Source organism: Actinokineospora iranica (genome assembly GCF_900101685.1).
In the GTDB taxonomy this organism is placed as follows: Bacteria; Actinomycetota; Actinomycetes; order Mycobacteriales; family Pseudonocardiaceae; genus Actinokineospora; species Actinokineospora iranica.
Genome location: NZ_FMZZ01000003.1, coordinates 1 through 21,015 on the forward strand (window position 1 = coordinate 1; position 21,015 = coordinate 21,015).

A 21,015-nucleotide genomic window follows, 5' to 3' on the forward strand; every position below is an offset into this window, starting at 1 on the left:
CAAGACCCTCCGCACCCGCTGGCCCGGCGAGAAGCTCTACATCATCTGCGACAACTTCTCCCCGCACCGCCACCCCAAAGTCCGCGCCTGGTGCGCTACCAACGACGTCGAGTTGGTGTTCCTGCCCACCTACGGGTCCTGGTTGAACTGGATCGAAGCCGAGTTCGCCGCCCTGCGCTACTTCGCCCTCAACGGCACCGACCACCGCACTCACGGCGAACAGAACGCCGCGATCGAGGGCTACATCCGCTGGCGCAACGCCCGCACCCAACCCAAGACCGCATTCGCTACCGACTCACCCATCCGAACCTGGACCCATTACCCAACCAAAGTTGCGTGACAAGCCACTAGATGCGGGCTGGCTCCGCGTGCAGGGCGGCGAGCACCTTGGGCACGTTGTTGACGCAGAGCGCGTCGGCCCCGGCGTCGAGCAGCTGCTGGGCGAAGGCCACGCTCGGGCACCACGCCAGGAACTCCCGGCCGCTGTTGTGCACCGTTTCCACGACGTACTCCAGCGGCCGGTGCTCGATCTCGTTGGGCCGCAGCGAGCCCCAGTGCGGCGCGAGCACTTGGACGTCCAGGTGCCCCGCCGCGGCGACGGCTTGGCCGATGGGGAAGTCCAGCCAGGTGAGCAGCCCCCGGGGGACCCCGGGGGCCAGCTCGCGGGCGATGTCCAGCGCGCCCGGGTCGAACGAGCTGATCAGCACCTCCCGCTTGCCCGCTTCCCGTTTGGCCACTTGGGCCAACTGCCCCATCGTGGACCGGGCGCGGGAGCGGGTCGCGTCCTCCATCGACGTCTTGACGTCGAAGTCGACGCCGACGCCCGGCGGCAGGGCCGCCAAGAGGGTGTCGAGCCGCAGCGCGCCCTTGTCGGTCGCCTCGGTGCCGGTGACGTCGGCGTAGAACACGCCGTCGTCGTCGGTCGGGTTGTGCGCCACCACCAAGTGGTCGTCGCGGGTTCGCCGGACGTCGACCTCTACCCAGTCGATGCCCAGGTCGACGGCGGCGAGGAAGGACTCCAGCGAGTTCTCCACATAGCCGCCGACCGTGCCGCGGCCGCAGCCGCGATGCCCCAGGAGTACCGGCCTGGGTCCGAACACTCTGTTGCCGCCCATAACACGCCGAAACCCCCGCCTGCGCGGGGCCTCGGCTGACGAGGCGCTACGCGGCCGGGGTGACGGTCTTGCCCACCTCCACGTTCGCACGCTCGAGGTCGCCTGCGAAGTCCACCTCCACCACGAAGAACTCGGAGATGTCCGACGCCAACACCCGAAGCCCAGCCGCTCCGATCGCGGACTCGATGCCGCGCTCGAAGTAGTCGGTGTCGGAGCAGCGCTCGAGATGCTCGACCAGCGTCGCCAGGTCAGGAGACGCGATGTAGTTGATGCCGACGGCCTCGCCGAGACCGTCTGACACTGATTTTGACAGCTCCCGGATATGTCCGTCGATGGAAGCGGTGTACTTCACCTCTTCCTCGCCGACCGCCGCGGTGTTCACGCACACGAAGCTGCGGTCCGCCGCGATGTCCGGGGCGATCTCGTGCAGCAGGCGCGGGTCGAACACGACGTCGCCGTTGAGCCACAGCACGCCGCCGGATTCCGCTTGCCGCAGGGCTTTGAGCAGGCTCTTCGCGGTGTTGGTGTGCTCGTAGCGCTCGTTGTAGACGAACCGGGCGTCCGGTGCGGCGGCCATGATCTGCTCGGCCTGGAAGCCGACGACGATGGTCACCCGCAGCCGGTCGCCGAAAACCGACATCAGGTTGTCGAGTTGCTGGGCCAGGATCGAGCGCCCGTCGACAAGCGGGGTGAGCGGCTTCGGGCGGGGCATCCCCAACCGGGTGCCCATGCCCGCGGCCAGGATGACGACTTGGAGTTGGCCGGTCACGCGAGCCTCCCGGTGGTGGTGTCGGACTGTGCTTTCTCGGCGAGTCGGCGGTCGCGCAGGGCGATCGCGTCGTCGACCGCGGCGAGGAAGCGGGTCGTGCTCTCGCCGGGTCCGAGGTCGCCGAAGTAGTGCTCGCGGGTGGTGGCGCGTTCGTCGCGGTGGTGGTCGTTTTCCAGCCGCTCGGTCAGCGTGGCGGTGAGCGCGGCGATGGTCGTGGAGTCCACGATGTCGGCGCACCGGCTGATGGGTGCGTTGGCGTGCAGCCGGTCGCGGTCGTCGTAGCGGTCGGCGATGAACATCGGCTTGTCCACCCGCAGGTAGAGGAAGTCGAGCCCGACTGACGAGACGTCGGTGACGATCAGGTCGCAGCGCGGGAACACGGCCAAGATGTCGCCGGTGGTGAGGACCTGGTGGCCCGCGTCCGGGTCGTGGCGGGCGGCGGACTCCAGCAGCCGCACGATCTCGGTGTGCGCGGCTTTCATGCCCGGCAGCGGACTCAGCGACACCCGGGGGTGCGGTTTGTAGACCACCCGCGCGTTCGGCACGGCGAGCGCGGCCGCGGCGATCTCCGGGCCGAACACGTCGACCGAGGTGTAGTTGTTCGACGCGTCCTCGCCTTCCCAGGTGGGGGCGTAGAGGATCGTGCGGCGCTCGCTGGGCGGCAGCACCGGCTCCGGCCGCAGGTCAAGCTGCGGCCTGCCGACGGGGACCAGGGCCGACTCGTCGAAGCCGATCAGGGCGGCCCGGTGCCTGTGGATGGCGGCCGTGCCCGCGACGAAGACCTGGTCGTAGGCCTTCACCTGGTTGCTGACCATGCAGATCTTGTCGCTCTCGCCGTGGTTGACGTGCAGGTGGATCACGCGGCGCTGCATGAGCGAGTGGAAGTTGTGCACGGAGTTGTTGACGTAGACCACGGCCTTGAAGTCGCTGCTCGCGTACAGCTCGACCAGATCGGGAAAGGTCGGGGCGAACACGCACGGCAGGCTCGTGGCCAGCGACAGCTCCGCGGCCGAGGCGAGGTTCCGGGTGATGATCACGACCGGATGGCGCTCGTCCAGGAGTTCGAAGACCGGCAGCCACTGTTTGAGCTGGTAGAGCTTGCGGGGATCGTCGGCGAAGTAGACGGCGATCTCGCCCGGCACCGGCTCGCCGGGGGTGTAGCCCGCTGGGTCGGGGGCCAGCGGGGTGTCCAGAAGCCGGTGTGTGTCCTTGGTTTTCTTGCGGCGGCCGAAAAAGCCCACGCGGCGGCTCCCTATGAACTGATCGAGGTCGGCGACGGACCACGCGGTGAACGACTGGCTGATGAGAACGGCGAGTCGGCGGGTGACCGCGCGGCGCCGTGCGCACTCTATCTTCGCTGCTCGACACGTTTTCGCCAAGCACCGGATGCCGCAGAGATACCAAGTGTTTACGCGTCGGTTGCCCGACGGCGCGGTCGACGTGGTCGCCGGGGCTCGGTCACCCGGCCGACACATGAGCCGGATTCGGTAATCCGCAAGTGTTCCGGCGGAAACGCGACGATCATCCGCGGTGACTGTACTCGTCCCTATGCCGGAGATGTACTTCGCCGTACGGTGGCCCGACGGGTCGTCGCAGCAGTGCTACTCGCCGTCGTCGGTCGTGGCGGAGTACCTGGAGCCGGGGACCCGGTACCCGGTCGGGGAGTTCGTCGAGCGCGGTTGCGCCGCGCTGGCCGTCGGCTCCGGGCGGGTGCGGGAGAAGCACGGCTTCGAGTGCGGCAGCGCGCTCGCGTAGATCGAGGAGATCAGAGCCAGGGCGACGGGGCTTTCCGGCCTCGTCCTTGTCGAGGGGTTCCAGCGATGAGCAGGCTTGTGGCGGTGGCCCAGGGGAGTCTGGCCGGTGATCTGACCGGCACGCACCGGTCGGCCGTGGTGATCGGCGGCGGGCAGGCCGGGCTCGCGATGAGCCACTGCCTGACCGGGCGCGGGGTGGACCACCTTGTCCTGGAGCGCGGCCGGATCGCCAACGAGTGGCGGGACAGGCGGTGGGATTCCTTCTGCCTGGTCACCCCGAACTGGCAGTGCGAGTTGCCCGGATTCCCTTACCCGGGAACGGAACCGTCCGGTTTCATGACGCGGGACGAGATTGTCGACTACCTGAGCCGCTACGCCGCCTCGTTCGGCCCGCCACTGCTGGAGGAGGTCGCGGTGACCCGGTTGCGGGTCGACGGCGACGGGCGGTTCGCTCTTACCACTACCCGCGGCACGCTTACCGCCGATCAGGTAGTGGTGGCGACCGGGCCTTACCAGGTGCCGTTGATCCCTCGGATCGCTGAACGGTTGCCCGACAGCGTCACCCAGATCCACTCGGCGGACTACCGGAATCCGGAAAGCCTGCCGCCCGGCGCGGTCCTCGTCGTCGGGACCGGCCAGTCCGGCTGCCAGATCGCCGAAGACCTGCATCTCGCCGGGCGGCGGGTTCACCTGGCGACCGGTAGCGCGCCGCGCGTGGCGCGGCGGTACCGGGGCCGCGACGTGGTGGACTGGTTGGCGGACATGGGGTATTACCGCAAGTCAATCGACGAGTTCGACGACGCGGACGCGGTGCGGATGCGCGCCAACCACTACGTCACCGGCCGCGGCGGCGGGCGTGACATAGACCTGCGCGCGTTCGCCCGGCAGGGGATGCGGTTGCACGGCAGGCTCTCGGCCGTCGGCGCGGGCGTGGTCGAGTTCGCCGACGACCTGCGCCGCAACCTGGACAACGCGGACGCGGTGTCGGAGTCCATCAAGGACTCGATCGACGCCTTCATCGCCGGGCGGCACCTCGTGGCGCCGGAGGAGCCGCGCTCCGTCCCGGTCTGGGCGCCGGACGACGGGCCGACGTCGGTGGACCTGGCCGCCGAGGGCATCGCGTCGGTGGTGTGGTGCACCGGTTTCGGCCGGGACAACCGGTGGATCGACGTGCCGGTGTTCGACGGCCGCGGCTACCCGGCGCACCACCGGGGCGTGACCACGTTCCCCGGCTTGTACTTCCTCGGCCTGCCCTGGCAGTGGACCTGGGGGTCGGGCCGGTTCTGCGGCGTGGCCGCCGACGCTGAGCACCTCGCCGCGCGGATCGCCGCCGGGCCCGCGCGGCCGGTCGAGGTGCCCTGGATCGCGGGGACCCCGCACAGCACGTCGCCGAGCGCGGCCGAGTGGACCGCGCCGCGCACGGTCGCCTGAATGGCGGTTTCACGTTTTTTGTGTCATTGGGCGGAAACAAACGAAACCGCGAGTTGTTTCGCGGGGAATCGTCTCGACATCGCCGGGAGGTGAGATCATGACCATGGCAGGCTGGGTTTCCGACGCGCACCGGCACCTCGGCGTGCTGCCCGCTTATCCATTCTATGGCGGCCCCGCGGTCAACCCGGATCTGGGCGCGCGGGGCACCGTGGAGCAATTGCTCGCCGATCTCGACGCCGAACGCGTGCAACGCGCTCTGGTGATTCCGAACTACGGCGTTCCCGATCCGGACATCGCCTTCGGGTTCAACGAATTGGTCGTGGAGGCCGCGAGCCGCGACGACCGGGTGCGGGCCGCGCTGTGGGTCTCGCCCAAGGCGGCCGACGCCGAGCGCAACGCGCGGGCGCTGGCGCTGGCCGGTGAGCCCGGGGTGCGCGCGCTCAAGACGAGTTTCCTGCTCGGCGGCCGGGTCGGCGACCCGGACTGCCGCCCGCAGTTGGACCGGATCTTCGCGGTGGCGGCGGAAAATCGACTGGTCGTGCACGTGCACACCTCGCCGGGCGCCGCGTCCGATATTGATGAGGTCGGCGGCCTCGTCGCGGACTACGGCGACGCCGTCGACATTCACCTCGTGCACTTCGGCGGGGGAATGAGCGGCCACATCAAGCTCGCGGGCTCGCGGTTTTTCGACTGGATCGCCGAGGGCAAGCGGGTCTACACCGACCTGTCCTGGTCGATCGGTTTCGCTCCGCGCTGGCTGGCGCACGAGATCGACCGGCGCGGAATAGGGCACGACCGAATCCTGTTCGCCAGCGACCAGCCTTGGGGCGACTTCGCGAGCGAATACCACAAACTGCTCGCCGTCACCGGTGACGGCGAGCTCGCGGAAGCGGTTTTCCGCGGCAACTTCGCCAGGCTCTACGACTAGTCACGAGGAGAGTTTCATGGGTGAGCTGACCGAACTCGAAGAGCAGAGCCTCAACGAGATCCCGCACCCGTCGCTGCCGGACGGCTCGAACCTGTACGGCGGGACCAAGGTCTTCCCCGACTACCAGGCCGAGGAAGGCCAGTCGTATTTCACGCTCGTGCACGGCATCGCGCACGAGTCGTCGGTGAGTTTCGTGGCGATCCTGCAGGCCACCCGGGCGCTGCGGAAGGGCTTCGAGACGGCCATCTACTTCTACGGCCCCGGCGCGATGAACGCCATGGCCACCCGCGGCTTCCCCACCACGGGCAACTCCGCGTTCCCCGGCGAGCACAACATCAACGACTCGCTCAAGACGTTCATCAAGGAGGGCGGCAAGGTCTACTGCTGCCGCTTCGGCCTGTCCCTGCACGGTTTGCGCGAGGAAGACCTGATCGAGGGGGTCATCCCGACCCATCCTCTCGACGTCCAGGACGCGCTCATCCACTACGCCCGCAAGGGCGCGATCATCAATTCCACCTACATGTGGTAGCCGCTGGCCGCGGTGGGCACGGGCTTTTCCGTGTCCACCGCGGGGAAGGGAGTGCCGCAGTGTCCCGATCTCTGTCCCGATCCCTGACCACCCGCGTCGACCTCGCCCTGCTCGGGGTGCGGATGGACGCGCCGGTCCGCCGCAGCAAAGGCGCGGGCCCCAGCGACGACGGCCACGTCGTGCTGGACGGCGCGAACGCCACCTTGCCGCTGAACCCGGACAGCCCGTACCTCGTGCGCGACGGCCGGGTGTTCGAGGGCGGTGTCGATCTCGGCTTGAGCGTCGAGCCGGTGCGCAGGCCGAAGTTCTACGACTTGACGACCGCTGACGGCATCTCTTACGACAAGATCGCGCTCTTGCACGGTCGAGACGTCTTGGCAACAACGGTGGTGCAGACCTGCGTCCGGTACGCCGAAGACCAGCGTTGCCGGTTCTGCGCCATAGAGGAGTCGTTGGCCAGTGGCGCGACCGTGGCGGCGAAGACGCCCGCGCAGTTGGCCGAGGTCGCCGAGGCCGCTGTCCGGCTCGACGGAATCCGGCAGATGGTCATGACCACCGGCACCACCGCCGGTCCCGACCGCGGCGCCCGCCCGCTGGTCCGCTGCGTGCGGGCCGTCCTCGACGCCGTGCCGGGGCTGCCGATCCAGGTGCAGATCGAGCCGCCCGCCGACCTGTCGGTGATCGCGGAACTGCGCGCGGCGGGCGCGACCGCCATCGGCATCCACGTCGAGTCCCTGGACGACGAGGTCCGCGCGCGGTGGATGCCGGGCAAGGGCCTGGTCCCGATGGCCGAGTACGAGGCCGCGTGGGACGAGGCGGTGCGGGTCTTCGGCCGCAACAAGGTCTCGACTTACCTGCTCATCGGGCTCGGCGACGACCCGGACGCGCTCATCGCGGGCGCGGGCAGGCTCATCGAGCGCGGGGTCTACCCGTTCGTGGTGCCGTTCCGGCCGATGCTGGGCACTCTCGCCCGGCGCGACGGGGCTGCCGCGCCCGCGCCCGCGCTGGTGCGCGATGTCACCGAGCGGGTCGCGGCGCTGCTGCGCGCGGCCGGGATGACCGGCGCCGACCAGGGCGCGGGCTGCGCCGCCTGCGGGGCGTGCGGTGTGCTCCAGGCGGCGGGCGGATGACCGCGCTCGGGGAGGTGCTGCTCGGCGGTCGGTCGGCGGCGCCGGAGGTCTTCCACCATGTCGAACCGGCCGACGACGCGGGCCTGCGCGAGTACCACGTGCTGCGCAAGGCGGTTTTCGTTGAGCGGCAGGGCCTCTTCGCGGGCCATGACCTCGACTGGCGCGACGAGGACTCGCGCACTGTCGTGCTGGTGGCCAGAAACCAGGCGGGCGAGGTGGTCGGCGGTGTCCGGCTCGGGCCCGCGACCCCGGCCGAGGATGTGGGCTGGTGGGTCGGCGGCCGGTTGGTCGTCCGGCCCGGCCAAGGCGCGGTGGGTGTTGGGAGCGCTCTGGTCAACGCTGCCTGCGCGCACGCCGAGGGGGCGGGCGCGCTGCGGTTCGACGCTACCGTGCAGGCGGTAAACGAGCGGCTGTTCCACCGGCTCGGCTGGCGGTCGGTGCGGCCGACGACGGTCGCCGGGACCGACCACGTGCTCATGCGCCGGCCGATCGGGCGGGTCGCCGCGCTGGCCGACGCGACCAAGCGCAGGCTCGGGGCGCTGCTCGCCGGGCTCGCCCCGGGCGGGGCGGGGTTCGTCGGCGACGACGGCGCGCCGGTCCCCGGCAGCGACCTCGTGGCCGCGTGCGACGCGATCGTGCCCGCCATGGTCGAGCGCGATCCCGAGTGGGCCGGGTGGTGCGCGGTGCTGGTCAACCTCAACGACCTCGCCGCCATGGGCGCCGAGCCGGTGGGGCTGCTCGACGCGGTCGGCGCCCGGGACGCGTCGTTCGCCCACCGTGTCCTCAGTGGACTGCGCAAGGCGGCCGCGGCGTACGGGGTTCCGGTACTCGGTGGGCACACCCAGTTCGGGGTGCCTGCCGCGTTGTCGGTAACCGCGTTGGGTCGCACCTCTTATCCGATCCCCGGCGGCGGTGGGCGTCCCGGTCACCGCGTCCGGCTTACCGCCGACACGGTAGGCCGGTGGCGGCCCGGATACGCGGGCAGGCAATGGGATTCCACCACTTCGCGCACCGGCCCGGAACTGCGCGCGCTGCTCGGGGCGGTCGCCGCGGCCAGACCGGCCGCGGCCAAGGACGTGTCCATGGCGGGCGTCGTCGGCACCCTCGGGATGCTGGCCGAGGCCAGTGGATGCGCGGCGGTGCTCGACGTCGCCGCCGTCCCCCGGCCCGCTGGCGCGGCCATGGGCGACTGGCTGACCTGCTTTCCCGGCTTCGCCATGCTCACCGCGGACCACCCGGGCGCCCCGGCGCTTCCCGGGCCTGCGGTAAGCGCGGAGTGCGGCGAGTTGACCGAGGGCAGCGGCGTGGGCCTGCGCTGGCCGGACGGGGAGATCACCGAGGCCATCGCGGGCCCGGTGACCGGAATGGGGAAAGCATGACCGTGCTGCGGATGGCCGCTGTCGCGGCGAGCTTCGACCGGGACCTGGCGGCGGACTTCGACCGCGTCGAGCACTGGGTCCGGGCGGCCCGCGCGGACGGGGTTCGGCTGCTTGCTTTGCCCGAGGCGGCGTTGGGGGGCTACCTGCTGTCTCTTGACGGAACCGCGGGCGCGCCGCCGCCGCTGCGGGTGGACGGGCCGGAAATCCGGCGGCTGTCCGCGATAGCCGGGGACATGGTGGTCGCGGTGGGGTATTGCGAGGACGGCGGCGGCGACCGGTACAACAGTGTCGTGTGTGTGACTGGCGACGGTGTGCTGGGCAACCACCGCAAGGTGCACCGGCCGCTTAACGAGGACGCCACCTACGGCGCGGGCGACGGCTTCGCCGCGTTCGACACGCCGGTCGGCAGGCTGGGCATGATGATCTGCTACGACAAGGCGTTTCCCGAGTCGGCGCGGGCGCTGGCGCTGGACGGCGCGGAGATCGTCGTGTGCGTCTCGGCGTGGCCGGGCAGCGCGACCAACCCGGAGCCGGACCTGGCCAAGGACCGATGGAAGCGCCGGTTCGACCTGTTCGACCGGGCGCGGGCGCTGGAGAACCAGATTGTGTGGCTCTCGGCGAACCAGTCGGGCACGTTCGGGTCGATGCGGTTCGTGGCCAGCGCCAAGGTGGTCGACCCGGGTGGCGACGTCTTGGCCGACACGGGAGTGGCGGAGGGCATGGCGGTGGCCGAGTTGGATGTCCGCGCGGCACTGGAGACCGCGCGGCGCTCGATGGGCCACCTGCGTGATCGGCAGCCGCACGCCTACCCGGTGCTCGGCGATTCCGCCGTGGTGGCAGGTTAACCCGCATGATCCGCATCGGCGCGGTCGCCGCGCACTTCGGACGTGACCTCGAGTTCGGCCTGCAACGGGTCGCCACGCTCATCGACCACGCCCGCCGGTCAGGGGTGGCGCTGCTGGTGCTGCCGGACGCGGCGCTCGGCGGCTACCTCGCCGACCTGCGCCACCCCGACCCCGAGTCGCTGCCGCCCGCGCTGCCGGTGGACGACCCGCATGTGCGCAAGGTCGCCGCGCTCGCCGCCGAGATGGTGGTGTGCTTCGGGTTCTGCGAGGCCGACGGCGACCAGCGCTACAACAGCGCGCTGTGCGTCACCGGGGACGGCGTGCTCGGCCTGCACCGCAAGGTGCACCAGCCGGTGGGCGAGTCGATCGCGTACTCGCCGGGGGAGCGGTTCGCCGCGTTCGACACCCCGGTCGGGCGGCTGGGGATGCTCATCGACTACGACAAGACCTTCCCCGAGTCATCCCGCGCCCTGGCCCTGGACGGCGCGGAGGTGATCGCCAGCTTGTCCGCGTGGCCGACGAGCATCACCAACCGCGCGCCCCGCATGGCCCAGGACCGGCAGTCCCGGCTGTTCGACCTCTACGACCAGGCACGGGCCGCCGAGAACCAGGTCGTGCTGGCCTCGTCCAACCAGACCGGCGCGCTGGGCGGGATGCGCTTCCTCGGCCAAGCCAAGGTCGTCGGGCCGGGCGGCGACATCCTGGCGCGCACCTGGTCGAAGGCGGGGATCGCGGTCGCCCAGATCGACGTGCGGGCCGAGATCGCGATCGCCCGGCGGGTCCTCAACCACCTGACCGAGCGCAAACCCGAGGCGTACGGGTGAAGATCGCGCTGCTCACTTACTCATCGAAGCCACGCGGCGGCGTCGTCCACACTCTCGCTCTCGCCGAGGCGTTAGCGGAAACCGGGCAAGAGATCACCGTCTGGACACTAGGCAGGGGCGGGGATAGCGGCTTCTACCGCGCCGTGGATAAGCGTGTCCGTTTGGAGATCGTGCCGTTCCCCGACATACCGGAAGAGGGCGTCGGCCCCCGCATCCTGCGGTCGATCTCCGTGCTGCGCCAGGCTTTCGACCCGGCGGGCTACGACATCGTGCACGCCCAAGACTGCATCAGCGCCAACGCTGTCACCCGCTGCGTGCGGACCGTGCACCACATCGACCACTTCACCACCCCCGAACTGGCGGCCTGCCACGAACGCGCCATCACCGAGCCCTTCGCCCACGTCTGCGTCTCAGCAGCGGTAGCCGAAGAGTTGAGGACCGGTTGGGGTATAGAGGCGACGGTTATCCCTAACGGCGTCGCGGCAAGCCGATTCGCGGACGCGGCCGGGCCTTCCGGTCTCGCCGCACGAGAGGCGTGGCGATCAAGGTTCGGCCGCTATGTGCTGTCGGTAGGCGGTATCGAGCCCCGCAAGGGTTCGATCGCCCTACTGGAAGCCTTCGCCACCCTCAACCGACCGGACGTGCGCCTGGTCATCGCAGGCGGCGAAACCCTCTTCGACTACCGCGACTACCGCCAAGAGTGGGAACGCAGAGCCGAAGAGCTGGCTGTTCACCCGGAGGTGCTGGGCCCGGTAGCCGACGACGCACTACCGTCCCTGGTCGCGGCGGCGGACGTGTTCGCGTTCCCGTCGACCAAAGAGGGCTTCGGCCTGGCGGCGATGGAAGCACTGGCGGCCGGGGTGCCCCTGGTGGCAAGCGACTTACCGGTACTGCGGGAAGTCTTCGGCGGCGTAGCCCGCTTCGGCTCGACCCCGGCCGAGCTAGGCGCGGCTATCGCGGACGCATTGGACAACCCAGGCTCACCAGATTCCGGTAAGGCACTAGCCGCTCGCTACACCTGGGCAGCCGCAGCAGCACAACACCTGGAGCTTTATCGCTCCCTCGCCCACCGGTCCCGGTAGCGCGCGGCGGCGGCCGCGTCCTCCCGCTTGCGCACCGCCGACCCGTACTCGGGCGGGTAACCGTGCTGAACCAGGCGGGCGTCCACGCTTTCGACAGCGTAAGCGAGCGTGAACCGCAGACTGACCAAGAACCCCAGCAGGACCGACCCCGCCGCCAACGGCCACGACCCGCCGAACACGCCGAGGCCGACGAACAACAGGGCGAGGATCGGCAGAACCTGCACCATCCCCCGCACGAACGCCCGCGCCAACCACGTCCGGCACGTGCTGTTGTGCAGCACCCACTCCCGGTACCGGTCCGGCAACCGGCCGCCGTACTGGAAATACACCCAGTGCACCGGGTCCGGCCGCCGAATCGCCACGTCCGGCAGCCTACCCGCGCCCCGTGGCCGCTTCGCCGTCGCCGAGGTTCAGGGCAGGTCAGTTCCCCGGGTCTCCGGGAGGGTCAGGATGACCAGGAAGGAGACCACGGCAGCGCCTGCGACGTAGTAGAAGAACGCGGTCTGCGCCCCCGCGCCAGCCAGGGCGCTGATCACCAGCGGCGCGGTGCCGCCGAAGACCGCGACCGTCAGGTTGTACCAAGCCCCGATCCCCAGAGCGCGCAGCTCAGTGGGAAACAGCTCGCTCATCAACGCAGGCGCGACAGCCGTCATAGCCGTGTACAGCGCCAACCCCACGGTGAACGCGACGACCAGATTGCCCAGCCCAGGCCGGACCAAAGTGGACAGTGGGACGATCAGCACCGCCGTGGCCGCCGACCACACCAGCAGTTGCGGCTTGCGCCCGAACCGGTCGGCGAGCGCGCCCATCGGGTACTGCAACGCGATGAACACCGCTGTCGCGATGGACAGAGCCAGGAAAACGTCCACGTCATCAGCCCCACGGGTCTTTACCGCGAACGGGGTAAGAGCACTGAAGAACGTGTAGTAAGACAGCGTCGACAGCATGGTGAAGCCGACGAGTTGCCCCACCGCGCGCGGGTGTTTCCGCAGGGTCGTCAGCAGCGGGCGGGAGACCCGGCGCGCGGTGGCCTTGCGTTCCTCGAACAGTTCGGTTTCGGTAAGACCGCGCCGCACCCACAGTCCGACCAGTCCCAGCGCCCCGCCCAGCAGGAACGGGATGCGCCACCCGTAAGCCGCCATGTCGGCCTCGCTCAGTACCCGGGCGAGCACGAACCCCAGCCCGAACGCGACCAGCACCGCGGAGCCGGTCGAGATGTAGAAGAACGACGAGTACCGTCCCCGCCGTTCAGGTGGCGCTATCTCCCCCAGGTAAGCCGACGCGTTGGACACCTCGCCGCCCAGCGACAGCCCCTGCCCGATCCGGGCGAGCAGCAGCAGGATCGGCGCCAGCCAGCCCACCTGCTCGAAGGTCGGCAGCACCCCGATCAGGACCGAGCCCGCCGCCATCAGCACGATGGTCAGCAGCATCGCCGGTCGGCGCCCCCGCACGTCGGCGAAGCGGCCGAGGAGGATTCCGCCGAGCGGCCGGAAGAAGAACGCCAGCGCGTAGGTGGCGAAGGTGTTGATCTGGGCCAGGGTGTCGTTGCCCGCCGGGAAGAACGCGGTGGCGAAGTAGATGCTGAACGTGGCGTAGATGGTCCAGTCGAACCATTCCAGGGCGTTGCCGACCGACGCGGCGAAGAGTTTGCGCGCGGGCAGCCGGTGTCGGACTTCCGCGACGGTCTCGACCATGCCGCCCCCTTGCCGGTGTGGGATTCACCGACACCCTACGTACCGGGGCGATTTCTTGGCGCACCCGTCCGCATCATGGAGACATGCCTGAACTGATTTCCCCGGTCATCCCGGCGGGTGCTCTGCGCCGACACGACCAGCCCACACTGTCGGTGGATGAGTTGGTCGTGCGCCCGTGGGAGCCTTCGGACGCCCCGGCGGTCGTGGCGGCTTACCGGGACCCGGATATCCAGCGCTGGCACCTGCGGTCCATGACCGAGGATGAGGCGCTGCGCTGGGTCCGTGACTGGCCCGGCAGGTGGGCAGCCGAGACCGCCGCAGGATGGGCCGTCACCCGCGATGACCGACTGGTGGGCCGGGTCGGGTTCCGGACGCTGAACCTCGCCGAGGGCGTCGGTGAGGCCGCCTACTGGGTCGTGCCCGCCGCCCGGGGGCTCGGGGTCGCGCCGAGGGTGTTGACCGTCCTGACCGCGTGGATGTTCGACCACGTGGGTTTCCACCGGATGGCCTTGGCGCACTCGACGCGGAACGCGGCATCTTGCCGGGTCGCCGGTAAGGCGGGTTACGTCTACGAGGGAACCCAGCGGCAACAGGCGCTGCATACCGATGGCTGGCATGACATGCACCTGCACGCCCGGGTAGCGCTGTCTTAGCGCGGTAGGTAGCGGGTCACCGAGAGCATGTCCAGGGGGTCCACCGAGGCCGGGTCCGGTTCGACGGCGGCGGTGAGGGCGGTGGTGATGGCCGTGGCGTCCAAGGCCGCGCCGATCATCACCAGTTGGGTGCGGCGGGGGGCGTCGGGGGCGAGGGTGAGGCTCAGGTGGGCGCCGACGGTGTGCAGGTGGAACGGGTCGTCGTGGCCGGGGACGCCGAAGTGGGCGTAGCCCTTCATGCGGTAGAGGCCCGTTGGGCGGTCGGTGAGGAAGCGCATGAACCGGTGCGGGTTCATCGGCTGGTCGCTGGTGAACTCGACGCTCTCGTAGCCCGCGTGGATGTGCGGCTCCGGCTCGATCAGGTCCTCGAACGACAGTTGCCTGGCCACCGGGTCCGGCCGGTCCACCGGGTCGAACAGCAGGTCCGGGTCGACGCGGCCGTGGTCGGTTGGGACGACCGGGACGCCGTCGGACAGGTCGCGGACCAGGGTGAGCAGGCGGTCGCGGGTGGCGGGGTCGACGCGGTCGGTCTTGTTCAGCAGCACCAGGTCGGCGTAGCGCAGGTGCTTGTCGATCTGCGGGTGGCGTTCCCGGGTGGCGTCGAACTCGGCGGCGTCGACCACCTCGACCAGGCCGCCGTAGGTGACGAGCGGGTTCTCGCTGCCGAGCACCAGCCGCACCATCGCGGGTGGCTCGGCCAGCCCGCTCGCCTCGACCACGATCACGTCGACCGGGCCGTCCGGCTTGGCCAGCCGGTCCAGCATGGCGTCGAGGTCGGCGACGTCGACGGCGCAGCACAGGCAGCCGTTGCCGAGGGTGACCATGGAGTCGACCTGCGCGGCGACCGTCATCGCGTCGATGTTGACCCGACCGAAGTCGTTGACCACGACGCCGATCCGCAGGCCGGTGGTGGCGCGCAGCAGGTGGTTGAGCAGGGTGGTCTTGCCGGAGCCGAGGAAACCGGCGACCACCAGGACCGGGATCGTCACCGGACGAGGGTAGCCCCCGCCAGGCCGTGCCCGGCGGGGGCTATCACCCCCAGATCCCCCCAGTGGATCTCCCCCAGTGCGACCCCTCTGGTGGATCTTCCCCCCGTGATCCCCCCTTGGTGCCGACCTCAACGTTAATGCTCCGGTCCGCGTGAAGCGTCATGCTCGGGCATGAAGTCCCGGTCCTACCTTCGGTGGAGGCGCTGCTCCCTCGATCCGTCCACCGTGGTGGCGAAAAACCGCTCAGCGGCGGCCGTGTGCAGGGGAAACGCCAGCTCGACCGGCCCGGTGACGACTTCCCAGCCGCTGGTCTCGGCGGTCGGCGCGGACGGCGGCAGCGCGGCATCGGCGACGGGCGGGGCCAGGCCGAACACCAGCAGGACGCCGTCCGCGCTCGCGGTGTCGAACAGCGTCACCTCGGCCGGGTCGACCAGGGCGCCCGCCTCTTCGCGCAGTTCGCGGGCCGCAGCCTCCTGCCAGGTCTCGCCCAGGTCGATGAACCCGCCGGGCAGCGCCAACTCGCCCCGCCCAGGGTCGATGGCGCGCCGCACGACCAGCAGGCCCTCGCCGACCGGCGCCAGCAGCACCGCGACCGGCAGCGGGTTCAGGTAGGCCGTCTGGCCGCAGGCCGCGCACCGCCGGGGCCAGGGCAGGTTCGCGGGGTAGGCCGCGCCGCAGAAGCCGCAGTGCGAGTTCTTCGTCATGCGGGGATCTCTACCATCGGCGGTCATGCGCCCGCGCCTGCCGTCGCCGCTTGTCGAGGTGGTCGACAAGCGGTTGGCTTTCCGGTTGCTGCTCAAGCGCGACGACCTGATCCACCCGGAGATCCCCGGGAACAAGTGGCGCAAGCTCGCCCACAATCTCGCGCCTGCCCGTGCGGCGGGCACTGTCCTGACGTTCGGCGGCGCGTACTCCAACCACATCCGGGCCACGGCGGCGGCGGGGCACCACTACGGCTTCCGCACCGTCGGGGTCATCCGCGGTGAGGAGCACTTACCGCTCAACGACAGTCTTGCCTTCGCGGTAAGCCGGGGCATGACGCTGACTTACCTGGACCGCGCGACCTACCGCCGTAAGAGGGACGCGGATGTGCTTGCCGCTCTCCGCGAACGCTGGGGCGAGCATTACCTCTTACCGGAAGGCGGTAGCAATGACCTCGCCGTCCTCGGCTGCCGGGAGATCGTGGCCGAGATAGCCGAGGACTTCGACGTCATCTGCTGTCCGTGCGGCACCGGGGCCACGCTCGCCGGGCTGGCCACCGCGCTGCGTCCGCATCAGCGGGCTCTCGGCTTCTCGGTGCTCAGAGGCGACTTCTTGCGCGCGGAAGTGCAAGACCTCGCCGGTAGGGCTGACCGCTGGTCTCTTGACACCCGCTTCCACTTCGGCGGCTACGCCAAGACGCCACCGGAACTGCACGCGTTTGCCGACGACTTCACCGCCCGCCACGGCGTGCCCGTGGAACGGATCTACGTCGCCAAGATGCTCTACGGCATCTTCCACAGCGACTTCCCCGCGGGCAGCACCGTCGTCGCCGTGATCACTGGTTAGACGAGTCGTGGAGCTTGGGTGGCGCCAACTGCACGGCGGTGGACCTCTTCAGCGTCCGCGTCACCGTGCACAGCGCGTCCACGGCCCGGTTCACCACCGCCAGCAGTTCCGCCCGGCCCGCCTCGTCCAGGCCGGACAGGTCCAGGTCGAGGTCGACCCGCACCCCGTCGAGTTCGTGTTCCCCCGGCAGCCGCACGTCGGTCCCCGCCACTCGGAAGCGCGCGCTTTCCCCGATCCGGCGCAGCACCAATTCCTCCGCGGTGACCGCGACGCATCCGGCCGCGGCGGCCAAGAGCAGTTCGACAGGGGTGAACGAGCCCTCTTGCCCGACCCGGCCGAGTCGGACCTCCGCGCCCCGGTCGTTGCAGGCCACGAACGAGTGCTTACCGGTGCGCAAGACTTCGACGGTCATTCGGACCCTCCCAGAGACACGGCTGTCGGACGAAGTCTGTCGCCGATCTTTCCGCAAGACTGCGCAAAACGCGGGAAAACGCCTAACGGGTGAGCCCCAGGGTGGCGACGCGGCCCTTCTCGCCCGCCGCCCAGCACGCTCCGTCGCGGGCGCAGTCGACCGTGTCGAAGCTGCCCGCGTCGAACGGGTGCCAGGTCCGGCCGCCGTCGCGGGTGGCGTCGCTGCCGGTCGGGCCGACGGCGACGGCGCCTGCGGGCGTGTGCGGGCGCCAGGCGACGCCGGAGCGGTAGCCGCGTGGGGCGCTGTCGGGTCGCTGCCAGGTCTGGCCGCCGTCGGTGGTGACGCCCAAGGCGTCGGTTCCGCTGTCGGGCGCGGCGAAGTCGCCGCCGACGGCGATGCCGCGCCGGGGGTCGCGGAACGCGGTGGCGAACACGCCCGCGCTCGGGCCGCTGGCCAGGACGGTGTCGGCGACGGTCCAACTCCGTCCACGGTCGCCGGAGTGCAGCACGCGGGCCCGCGCGCCGCCGCCGGTGGCGATCCACGCGTCCCGGCCGCCCGCGACGGTCAGGCACTGGCCGCTCGCGGCGAACGCGAACTCGCCGTCGAGCGCGGCGGGCATCCGGTCACCGGGCACGGGCGACCACGACCGGCCGCCGTCGTCGGTGGTCAGCACGCGGAACCGGCCGTCGACGGGGTCGCTCAGGGCCAGGCCGTGCTTGCGGTCGAAGAACGCGAGGCAGTCGTAGAACGCGGTTGCCTCGGTGTTGCGGAAGGTCTCCACCCAGGTCGCGCCGCCGTCATCGGTGCGGAAGATCCGCGACTGCTCACCCGGTCCGATGCTCAGCGCGACAGCGCTGTCCGCGTCGAACGCCTCGATGTCGCGTAACTCCAACGCCGCTGTCTCTGGCGGTGAGGACCGCTGCCAGGACTTTCCACCGTCCACTGTGCGCAGCACCGTCCCCCGGCTGCCGCTGGCCCACGCGACCCGGTGGCTTACCGCTGACAGGCCACGCAGCCGGTCGTCGGAACCGGTGGGGGACAGGTGCCAGGTCAGCTCTACCGGTGTCGCGTTAGCGGGTGCCGGGAGAAAACCGAGTATGGCGAGGGCGAGGACGAGGGGTCGCTTCATGCCGGGCGAACCTAGCCGGAATCACAGTGCGCTACCAGGTCCATTCAGCGGGTGACTAACCCGGCGTGGTAGGCGAGCAACCCTGCCTGCGTCCGGTTAGCGCAGTCCAGCTTCACGAGCATCCGGGAGACGTAGCTCTTGACGGTCGCCTCGCTCAGCGACAGCCGCTGCGCGATCTGGGCGTTGGACAGGCCCTCGCCGAGCCCGCTGAGCACTTCGGTTTCCCGCTCGGTCAGCTCCCGCACCCGGTGCAGCGCCCGATCCCGGGCGGCCTGCTCACCGGCTTGGGCGGCGACCAGCCTGCGGGTCGCGGCGGGGGAGAGCACCGTGTGGCCGTCTGCGGCCACGCGGACCAGGCCGATCAGGTCTTCCGGCGGGGTCGTCTTGACCAGGAAGCCCGCCGCTCCGGCGCGCAGCGCGCGGATGACGTACTGGTCGGCGTCGAAGGTGGTCAGCGCGACCACGGCGGGCGGGTCGGGCAGCTTGCCGATGCGCTCGATCGCGGTCAGCCCGTCGACCCCGGGCATCCGCAGGTCCATCAGCACCACGTGCGGCTGGTGGCGCACGACCGCCTCCACCGCCGCCGCCCCGTCGTGGGCCTGGTCCACGACCTCCAGGTCGGGCGCGGAGCCGAGGATCGCGCGCAGGTGCGCGCACACCATCGGCTCGTCGTCCACCACGAGGACCCGGATCACCGGACACTCTGGGGAGTCGGGACATAGGCGGGCAGCACGGCGTCCACCTCGAATCCGCCGCCCGCGCGCGGACCGGCCGACAGCGTGCCCCCGACCAGTTCGACGCGCTGCCGCAGCCCGGTCAGGCCCACCCCGGAGCCGGTGCTGGACAGGCCGCTGTCGACTGTCCCGGTGGCCCGGTCGTTGCGGATCGTGAGCCGGACGCGGTCGCCGCCGTAGCGGACGTGGACCTTCGTCGGCGCGCCGGGCGCGTGCTTGCGGATGTTCGTCAGCGACTCTTGCACTACCCGATACGCGGTGCGGCCTACCGCGGGCGAGGTAAGCGCCGGGTTGCCGTCTTGCACCAGTTCCACCGGCACCCCGACCGACTCGGACTCGGCGACCAGCGTGCTCAGGTCGGGCACGGCGGCCGGGTCGGCGGCGGCCGTGCGCGGCTCGGGCCCGTCCGGGTCGTTGCGCAGGACGCCGACGAGTTCACGCAACTCGTTCAAGGCTTCGCAGCCCGCCGCGCGCAGCCCCTCTGCGGCGGTGCGGGTGTGCTCGTCCGGCGCGGTCACCCCCAGCGCGCCCGCGTGCAGCACCATCAGGCTCACCCGGTGCGTGACGACGTCGTGCATCTCCTCGGCGAGCCGCACGCGCTCGTCGGCGCGCGCCTGCTCGGCCAGCAGGTGCTGCTCGCGCTCGGCCCGTTCCACTCGGTCGGTGAGGGCTTGGACCAGGCGCCGGTGGGCGCGGACGTAGAGCCCGATCAGCGCGGGCATGACGATCATCAGCAGGGCGCCCAGCACCAGGTCGGTGGACGTGCGCCACGGCCGTGCGACGATCACCGTCAGCACACCGACCAGCACCGGGCCGACGATCGGACCCGCGTAGACCATGACGCTGTAAGCCAGCACGGTCGCGGCCAGCGGCATCCACGGTTCGATGTCCTTGAACCCCGGGTGCCACTCGCCGGTGCCGTAGGCCATCAGCAGCAGGTAGCCCGCGCTGATCGCGATCGCCGCGGCCATCAGGGTCGCCGGGTAGCGCTTGCGCAGCACCATCAGCACGGTCAGCGACAGCGAGGCGGCCAGGTCGACCAGGCCGAACCTGGTCGGGGGCGTCTGGTCGATGACGATGGCCAGCACGTAAGCGCCGAACACGACGGCGATCGGCAGCAGGTAGAAGAACGCCTCGCGCCGCGTGCGCCACAGTGGCTCTTTCACGGGTTCTTTCACGGGCTCCTTCACAATTTCGCACGCTACCCATCGACGGCGGCCACCGGGGCGGATCGGCATCTTTCGGGTGGTGGCGGGTGCGACGAAAGTTGCCGGCTAGCATGGCGGCCGAGATGACCGCTTACACCAGCCTCGTCGCCTTGGGCGACTCGTTCACCGAGGGCATGTCCGACGACCTGCCCGACGGCGCCGTTCGCGGCTGGGCCGATCTCGTCGCCGCCCGCCTCGCCGAGCGCACCCCCGGTTTCCGCTACGCGAACCTGGCCGTGCGCGGCAAACTGGTCCGCCAGATCGTGGCCGAGCAGGTCGACCCGGCCGCCGCGATGCGCCCTGACCTGGTCACCTTCGCGGGCGGCATGAACGACGTCCTGCGCCCCGGTTGCGACATGGACGCCATCACCCGGAACGTCACCCACGCCGCCGACACTCTGGCCGCCGCCGCGGGCAGGCTTGTCCTGTTCCGCGTGATCGACCCGACCCGCCGGATGCGCGGCAGCGCGCGCCTGCTGCCGCGCATCACCCGCCTGCTGGACCTGGTGGACGACCTGGCCGCCCGGCACGACGCGATCGTGGTCGACCTGTTCTCTTCCCGCGTGTTCGACTCGCCCGCGCTGTGGGCCGAGGACCGCATCCACCTCAACGCGGAGGGCCACCGCCGGGTCGCCGAGGCCACCGCCCAGGCGCTGGGCCTGCCCGCGACGTTCGACTGGGCCGCCCCCGTGCCCGCCCCGGTCCTGGCCTGGCGGGCCCGCGCCCGCGCGGACGTGCGGTGGGCCAGGGTCCACCTCGGTCCGTGGATCGGCCGCAGGCTCACCGGCCGCTCGTCAGGCGACGGTCGCTCGCCGAAGCGCCCGGATTTGGTTCCGTTCGCCTGACCTGAGTGGTCGTTGGG

At 70.6% G+C, this 21,015-nt stretch carries 24 protein-coding genes; 13 read left to right on the plus strand and 11 right to left on the minus strand.

All coding sequences use genetic code 11. The features are described 5' to 3' along the window. Positions 1-340: transposase (locus BLS56_RS07865; protein ID WP_175482730.1), on the plus strand; the 340-nt coding region annotated here is incomplete at its 5' end. A gap of 7 nt (positions 341-347) precedes the next feature. On the opposite strand, the gene BLS56_RS07870 is transcribed toward BLS56_RS07865, so the two are convergent. The 3 genes from BLS56_RS07870 to BLS56_RS07880 are packed head-to-tail and all read right to left on the minus strand — an operon-like array spanning position 348 to position 3,125. Beyond that, a complete protein-coding gene (locus BLS56_RS07870) occupies positions 348-1,115 on the minus strand; it encodes a glycerophosphodiester phosphodiesterase (RefSeq protein WP_091449316.1) in 768 nt (255 codons plus the stop codon). Positions 1,116-1,161: 46 nt separating this feature from the next. Continuing rightward, complete coding sequence (locus BLS56_RS07875) at positions 1,162-1,884, minus strand: phosphocholine cytidylyltransferase family protein (RefSeq protein WP_228771469.1); 723 nt, start codon at positions 1,882-1,884, stop codon at positions 1,162-1,164. Next, positions 1,881-3,125, minus strand: a complete 1,245-nt coding sequence (locus BLS56_RS07880) for a CDP-glycerol glycerophosphotransferase family protein (protein ID WP_139190561.1) — start codon at positions 3,123-3,125, stop codon at positions 1,881-1,883. Before BLS56_RS07880 ends, BLS56_RS07875 begins: the two co-directional genes overlap by 4 nt. A gap of 289 nt (positions 3,126-3,414) precedes the next feature. On the opposite strand from BLS56_RS07880, the gene BLS56_RS07885 reads away from it, so the two are divergent. From BLS56_RS07885 to BLS56_RS07925, 9 genes are all read left to right on the plus strand, one after another. Beyond that, positions 3,415-3,639, plus strand: a complete 225-nt coding sequence (locus tag BLS56_RS07885) for an MSMEG_0570 family nitrogen starvation response protein (RefSeq protein ID WP_228771470.1) — start codon at positions 3,415-3,417, stop codon at positions 3,637-3,639. Positions 3,640-3,704: 65 nt separating this feature from the next. Then, positions 3,705-5,069 (plus strand): MSMEG_0569 family flavin-dependent oxidoreductase, encoded by a 1,365-nt coding sequence (locus BLS56_RS07890; RefSeq protein ID WP_091449319.1) that lies wholly within the window; start codon positions 3,705-3,707, stop codon positions 5,067-5,069. A 97-nt stretch (positions 5,070-5,166) separates the two neighbouring features. Beyond that, positions 5,167-5,997 carry an amidohydrolase family protein gene (locus tag BLS56_RS07895; RefSeq protein ID WP_228771471.1) on the plus strand — a complete coding sequence of 277 codons (831 nt, stop codon included), beginning with the start codon at positions 5,167-5,169 and terminating at the stop codon, positions 5,995-5,997. Between the two features lie 16 nt (positions 5,998-6,013). Continuing rightward, positions 6,014-6,526 carry an MSMEG_0572/Sll0783 family nitrogen starvation response protein gene (locus BLS56_RS07900; protein ID WP_091449320.1) on the plus strand — a complete coding sequence of 171 codons (513 nt, stop codon included), beginning with the start codon at positions 6,014-6,016 and terminating at the stop codon, positions 6,524-6,526. Positions 6,527-6,585: 59 nt separating this feature from the next. Further along, positions 6,586-7,656, plus strand: coding sequence for an MSMEG_0568 family radical SAM protein (locus tag BLS56_RS07905; protein WP_228771472.1), 1,071 nt, complete (start codon positions 6,586-6,588; stop codon positions 7,654-7,656). Continuing rightward, positions 7,653-9,035, plus strand: a complete 1,383-nt coding sequence (locus BLS56_RS07910) for an MSMEG_0567/sll0787 family protein (protein WP_091449321.1) — start codon at positions 7,653-7,655, stop codon at positions 9,033-9,035. Before BLS56_RS07905 ends, BLS56_RS07910 begins: the two co-directional genes overlap by 4 nt. Beyond that, positions 9,032-9,880, plus strand: a complete 849-nt coding sequence (locus BLS56_RS07915) for a carbon-nitrogen hydrolase family protein (RefSeq protein ID WP_091449322.1) — start codon at positions 9,032-9,034, stop codon at positions 9,878-9,880. The genes BLS56_RS07910 and BLS56_RS07915 overlap by 4 nt, the downstream gene beginning before the upstream one ends. A 5-nt stretch (positions 9,881-9,885) precedes the next feature. Then, positions 9,886-10,704, plus strand: coding sequence for a carbon-nitrogen hydrolase family protein (locus tag BLS56_RS07920; protein WP_091449323.1), 819 nt, complete (start codon positions 9,886-9,888; stop codon positions 10,702-10,704). After that, positions 10,701-11,786, plus strand: a complete 1,086-nt coding sequence (locus BLS56_RS07925; protein WP_091449324.1) for an MSMEG_0565 family glycosyltransferase — start codon at positions 10,701-10,703, stop codon at positions 11,784-11,786. The genes BLS56_RS07920 and BLS56_RS07925 overlap by 4 nt, the downstream gene beginning before the upstream one ends. On the opposite strand, the gene BLS56_RS07930 is transcribed toward BLS56_RS07925, so the two are convergent. Together BLS56_RS07930 and BLS56_RS07935 are read right to left on the minus strand one after the other, a co-directional pair. Further along, the gene (locus tag BLS56_RS07930) at positions 11,756-12,148 is read right to left on the minus strand and encodes a DUF5313 family protein (RefSeq protein ID WP_091449325.1); all 393 of its coding nucleotides are present in this window, start codon (positions 12,146-12,148) and stop codon (positions 11,756-11,758) included. The two genes, BLS56_RS07925 and BLS56_RS07930, sit on opposite strands and share 31 nt — an antisense overlap. 48 nt (positions 12,149-12,196) lie before the next feature. After that, positions 12,197-13,480, minus strand: coding sequence for an MFS transporter (locus BLS56_RS07935; RefSeq protein WP_091449326.1), 1,284 nt, complete (start codon positions 13,478-13,480; stop codon positions 12,197-12,199). Positions 13,481-13,563: 83 nt separating this feature from the next. On the opposite strand from BLS56_RS07935, the gene BLS56_RS07940 reads away from it, so the two are divergent. Further along, on the plus strand, positions 13,564-14,133 hold the full coding sequence (locus tag BLS56_RS07940; RefSeq protein ID WP_091449327.1) for a GNAT family N-acetyltransferase: 570 nt from the start codon (positions 13,564-13,566) through the stop codon (positions 14,131-14,133). Here the strand turns inward: BLS56_RS07940 and BLS56_RS07945 are convergent. Then, positions 14,130-15,122 carry a CobW family GTP-binding protein gene (locus tag BLS56_RS07945; protein WP_091449328.1) on the minus strand — a complete coding sequence of 331 codons (993 nt, stop codon included), beginning with the start codon at positions 15,120-15,122 and terminating at the stop codon, positions 14,130-14,132. The two genes, BLS56_RS07940 and BLS56_RS07945, sit on opposite strands and share 4 nt — an antisense overlap. 185 nt (positions 15,123-15,307) lie before the next feature. After that, positions 15,308-15,826, minus strand: coding sequence for an NUDIX domain-containing protein (locus BLS56_RS07950; RefSeq protein ID WP_091449329.1), 519 nt, complete (start codon positions 15,824-15,826; stop codon positions 15,308-15,310). Positions 15,827-15,851: 25 nt separating this feature from the next. Between BLS56_RS07950 and BLS56_RS07955 the strand changes: the two genes are divergently transcribed. Continuing rightward, positions 15,852-16,670: a 1-aminocyclopropane-1-carboxylate deaminase/D-cysteine desulfhydrase gene (locus tag BLS56_RS07955; protein ID WP_228771473.1), complete on the plus strand. Its 819-nt coding sequence runs from the start codon at positions 15,852-15,854 to the stop codon at positions 16,668-16,670. Here BLS56_RS07955 and BLS56_RS07960 read toward each other — a convergent pair. From BLS56_RS07960 to BLS56_RS07975, 4 genes are all read right to left on the minus strand, one after another. Beyond that, positions 16,660-17,082 (minus strand): OsmC family protein, encoded by a 423-nt coding sequence (locus BLS56_RS07960; protein WP_091449331.1) that lies wholly within the window; start codon positions 17,080-17,082, stop codon positions 16,660-16,662. The genes BLS56_RS07955 and BLS56_RS07960 overlap by 11 nt on opposite strands. 82 nt (positions 17,083-17,164) lie before the next feature. Further along, positions 17,165-18,211 (minus strand): WD40/YVTN/BNR-like repeat-containing protein, encoded by a 1,047-nt coding sequence (locus tag BLS56_RS07965; protein WP_091449332.1) that lies wholly within the window; start codon positions 18,209-18,211, stop codon positions 17,165-17,167. Between the two features lie 44 nt (positions 18,212-18,255). After that, positions 18,256-18,906, minus strand: coding sequence for a response regulator (locus BLS56_RS07970; RefSeq protein ID WP_091449333.1), 651 nt, complete (start codon positions 18,904-18,906; stop codon positions 18,256-18,258). Beyond that, on the minus strand, positions 18,903-20,123 hold the full coding sequence (locus BLS56_RS07975) for a sensor histidine kinase (RefSeq protein ID WP_091449334.1): 1,221 nt from the start codon (positions 20,121-20,123) through the stop codon (positions 18,903-18,905). The genes BLS56_RS07970 and BLS56_RS07975 overlap by 4 nt, the downstream gene beginning before the upstream one ends. A gap of 113 nt (positions 20,124-20,236) precedes the next feature. On the opposite strand from BLS56_RS07975, the gene BLS56_RS07980 reads away from it, so the two are divergent. Continuing rightward, positions 20,237-20,998 carry an SGNH/GDSL hydrolase family protein gene (locus tag BLS56_RS07980; protein WP_091449654.1) on the plus strand — a complete coding sequence of 254 codons (762 nt, stop codon included), beginning with the start codon at positions 20,237-20,239 and terminating at the stop codon, positions 20,996-20,998. Positions 20,999-21,015 lie beyond the last annotated feature (17 nt).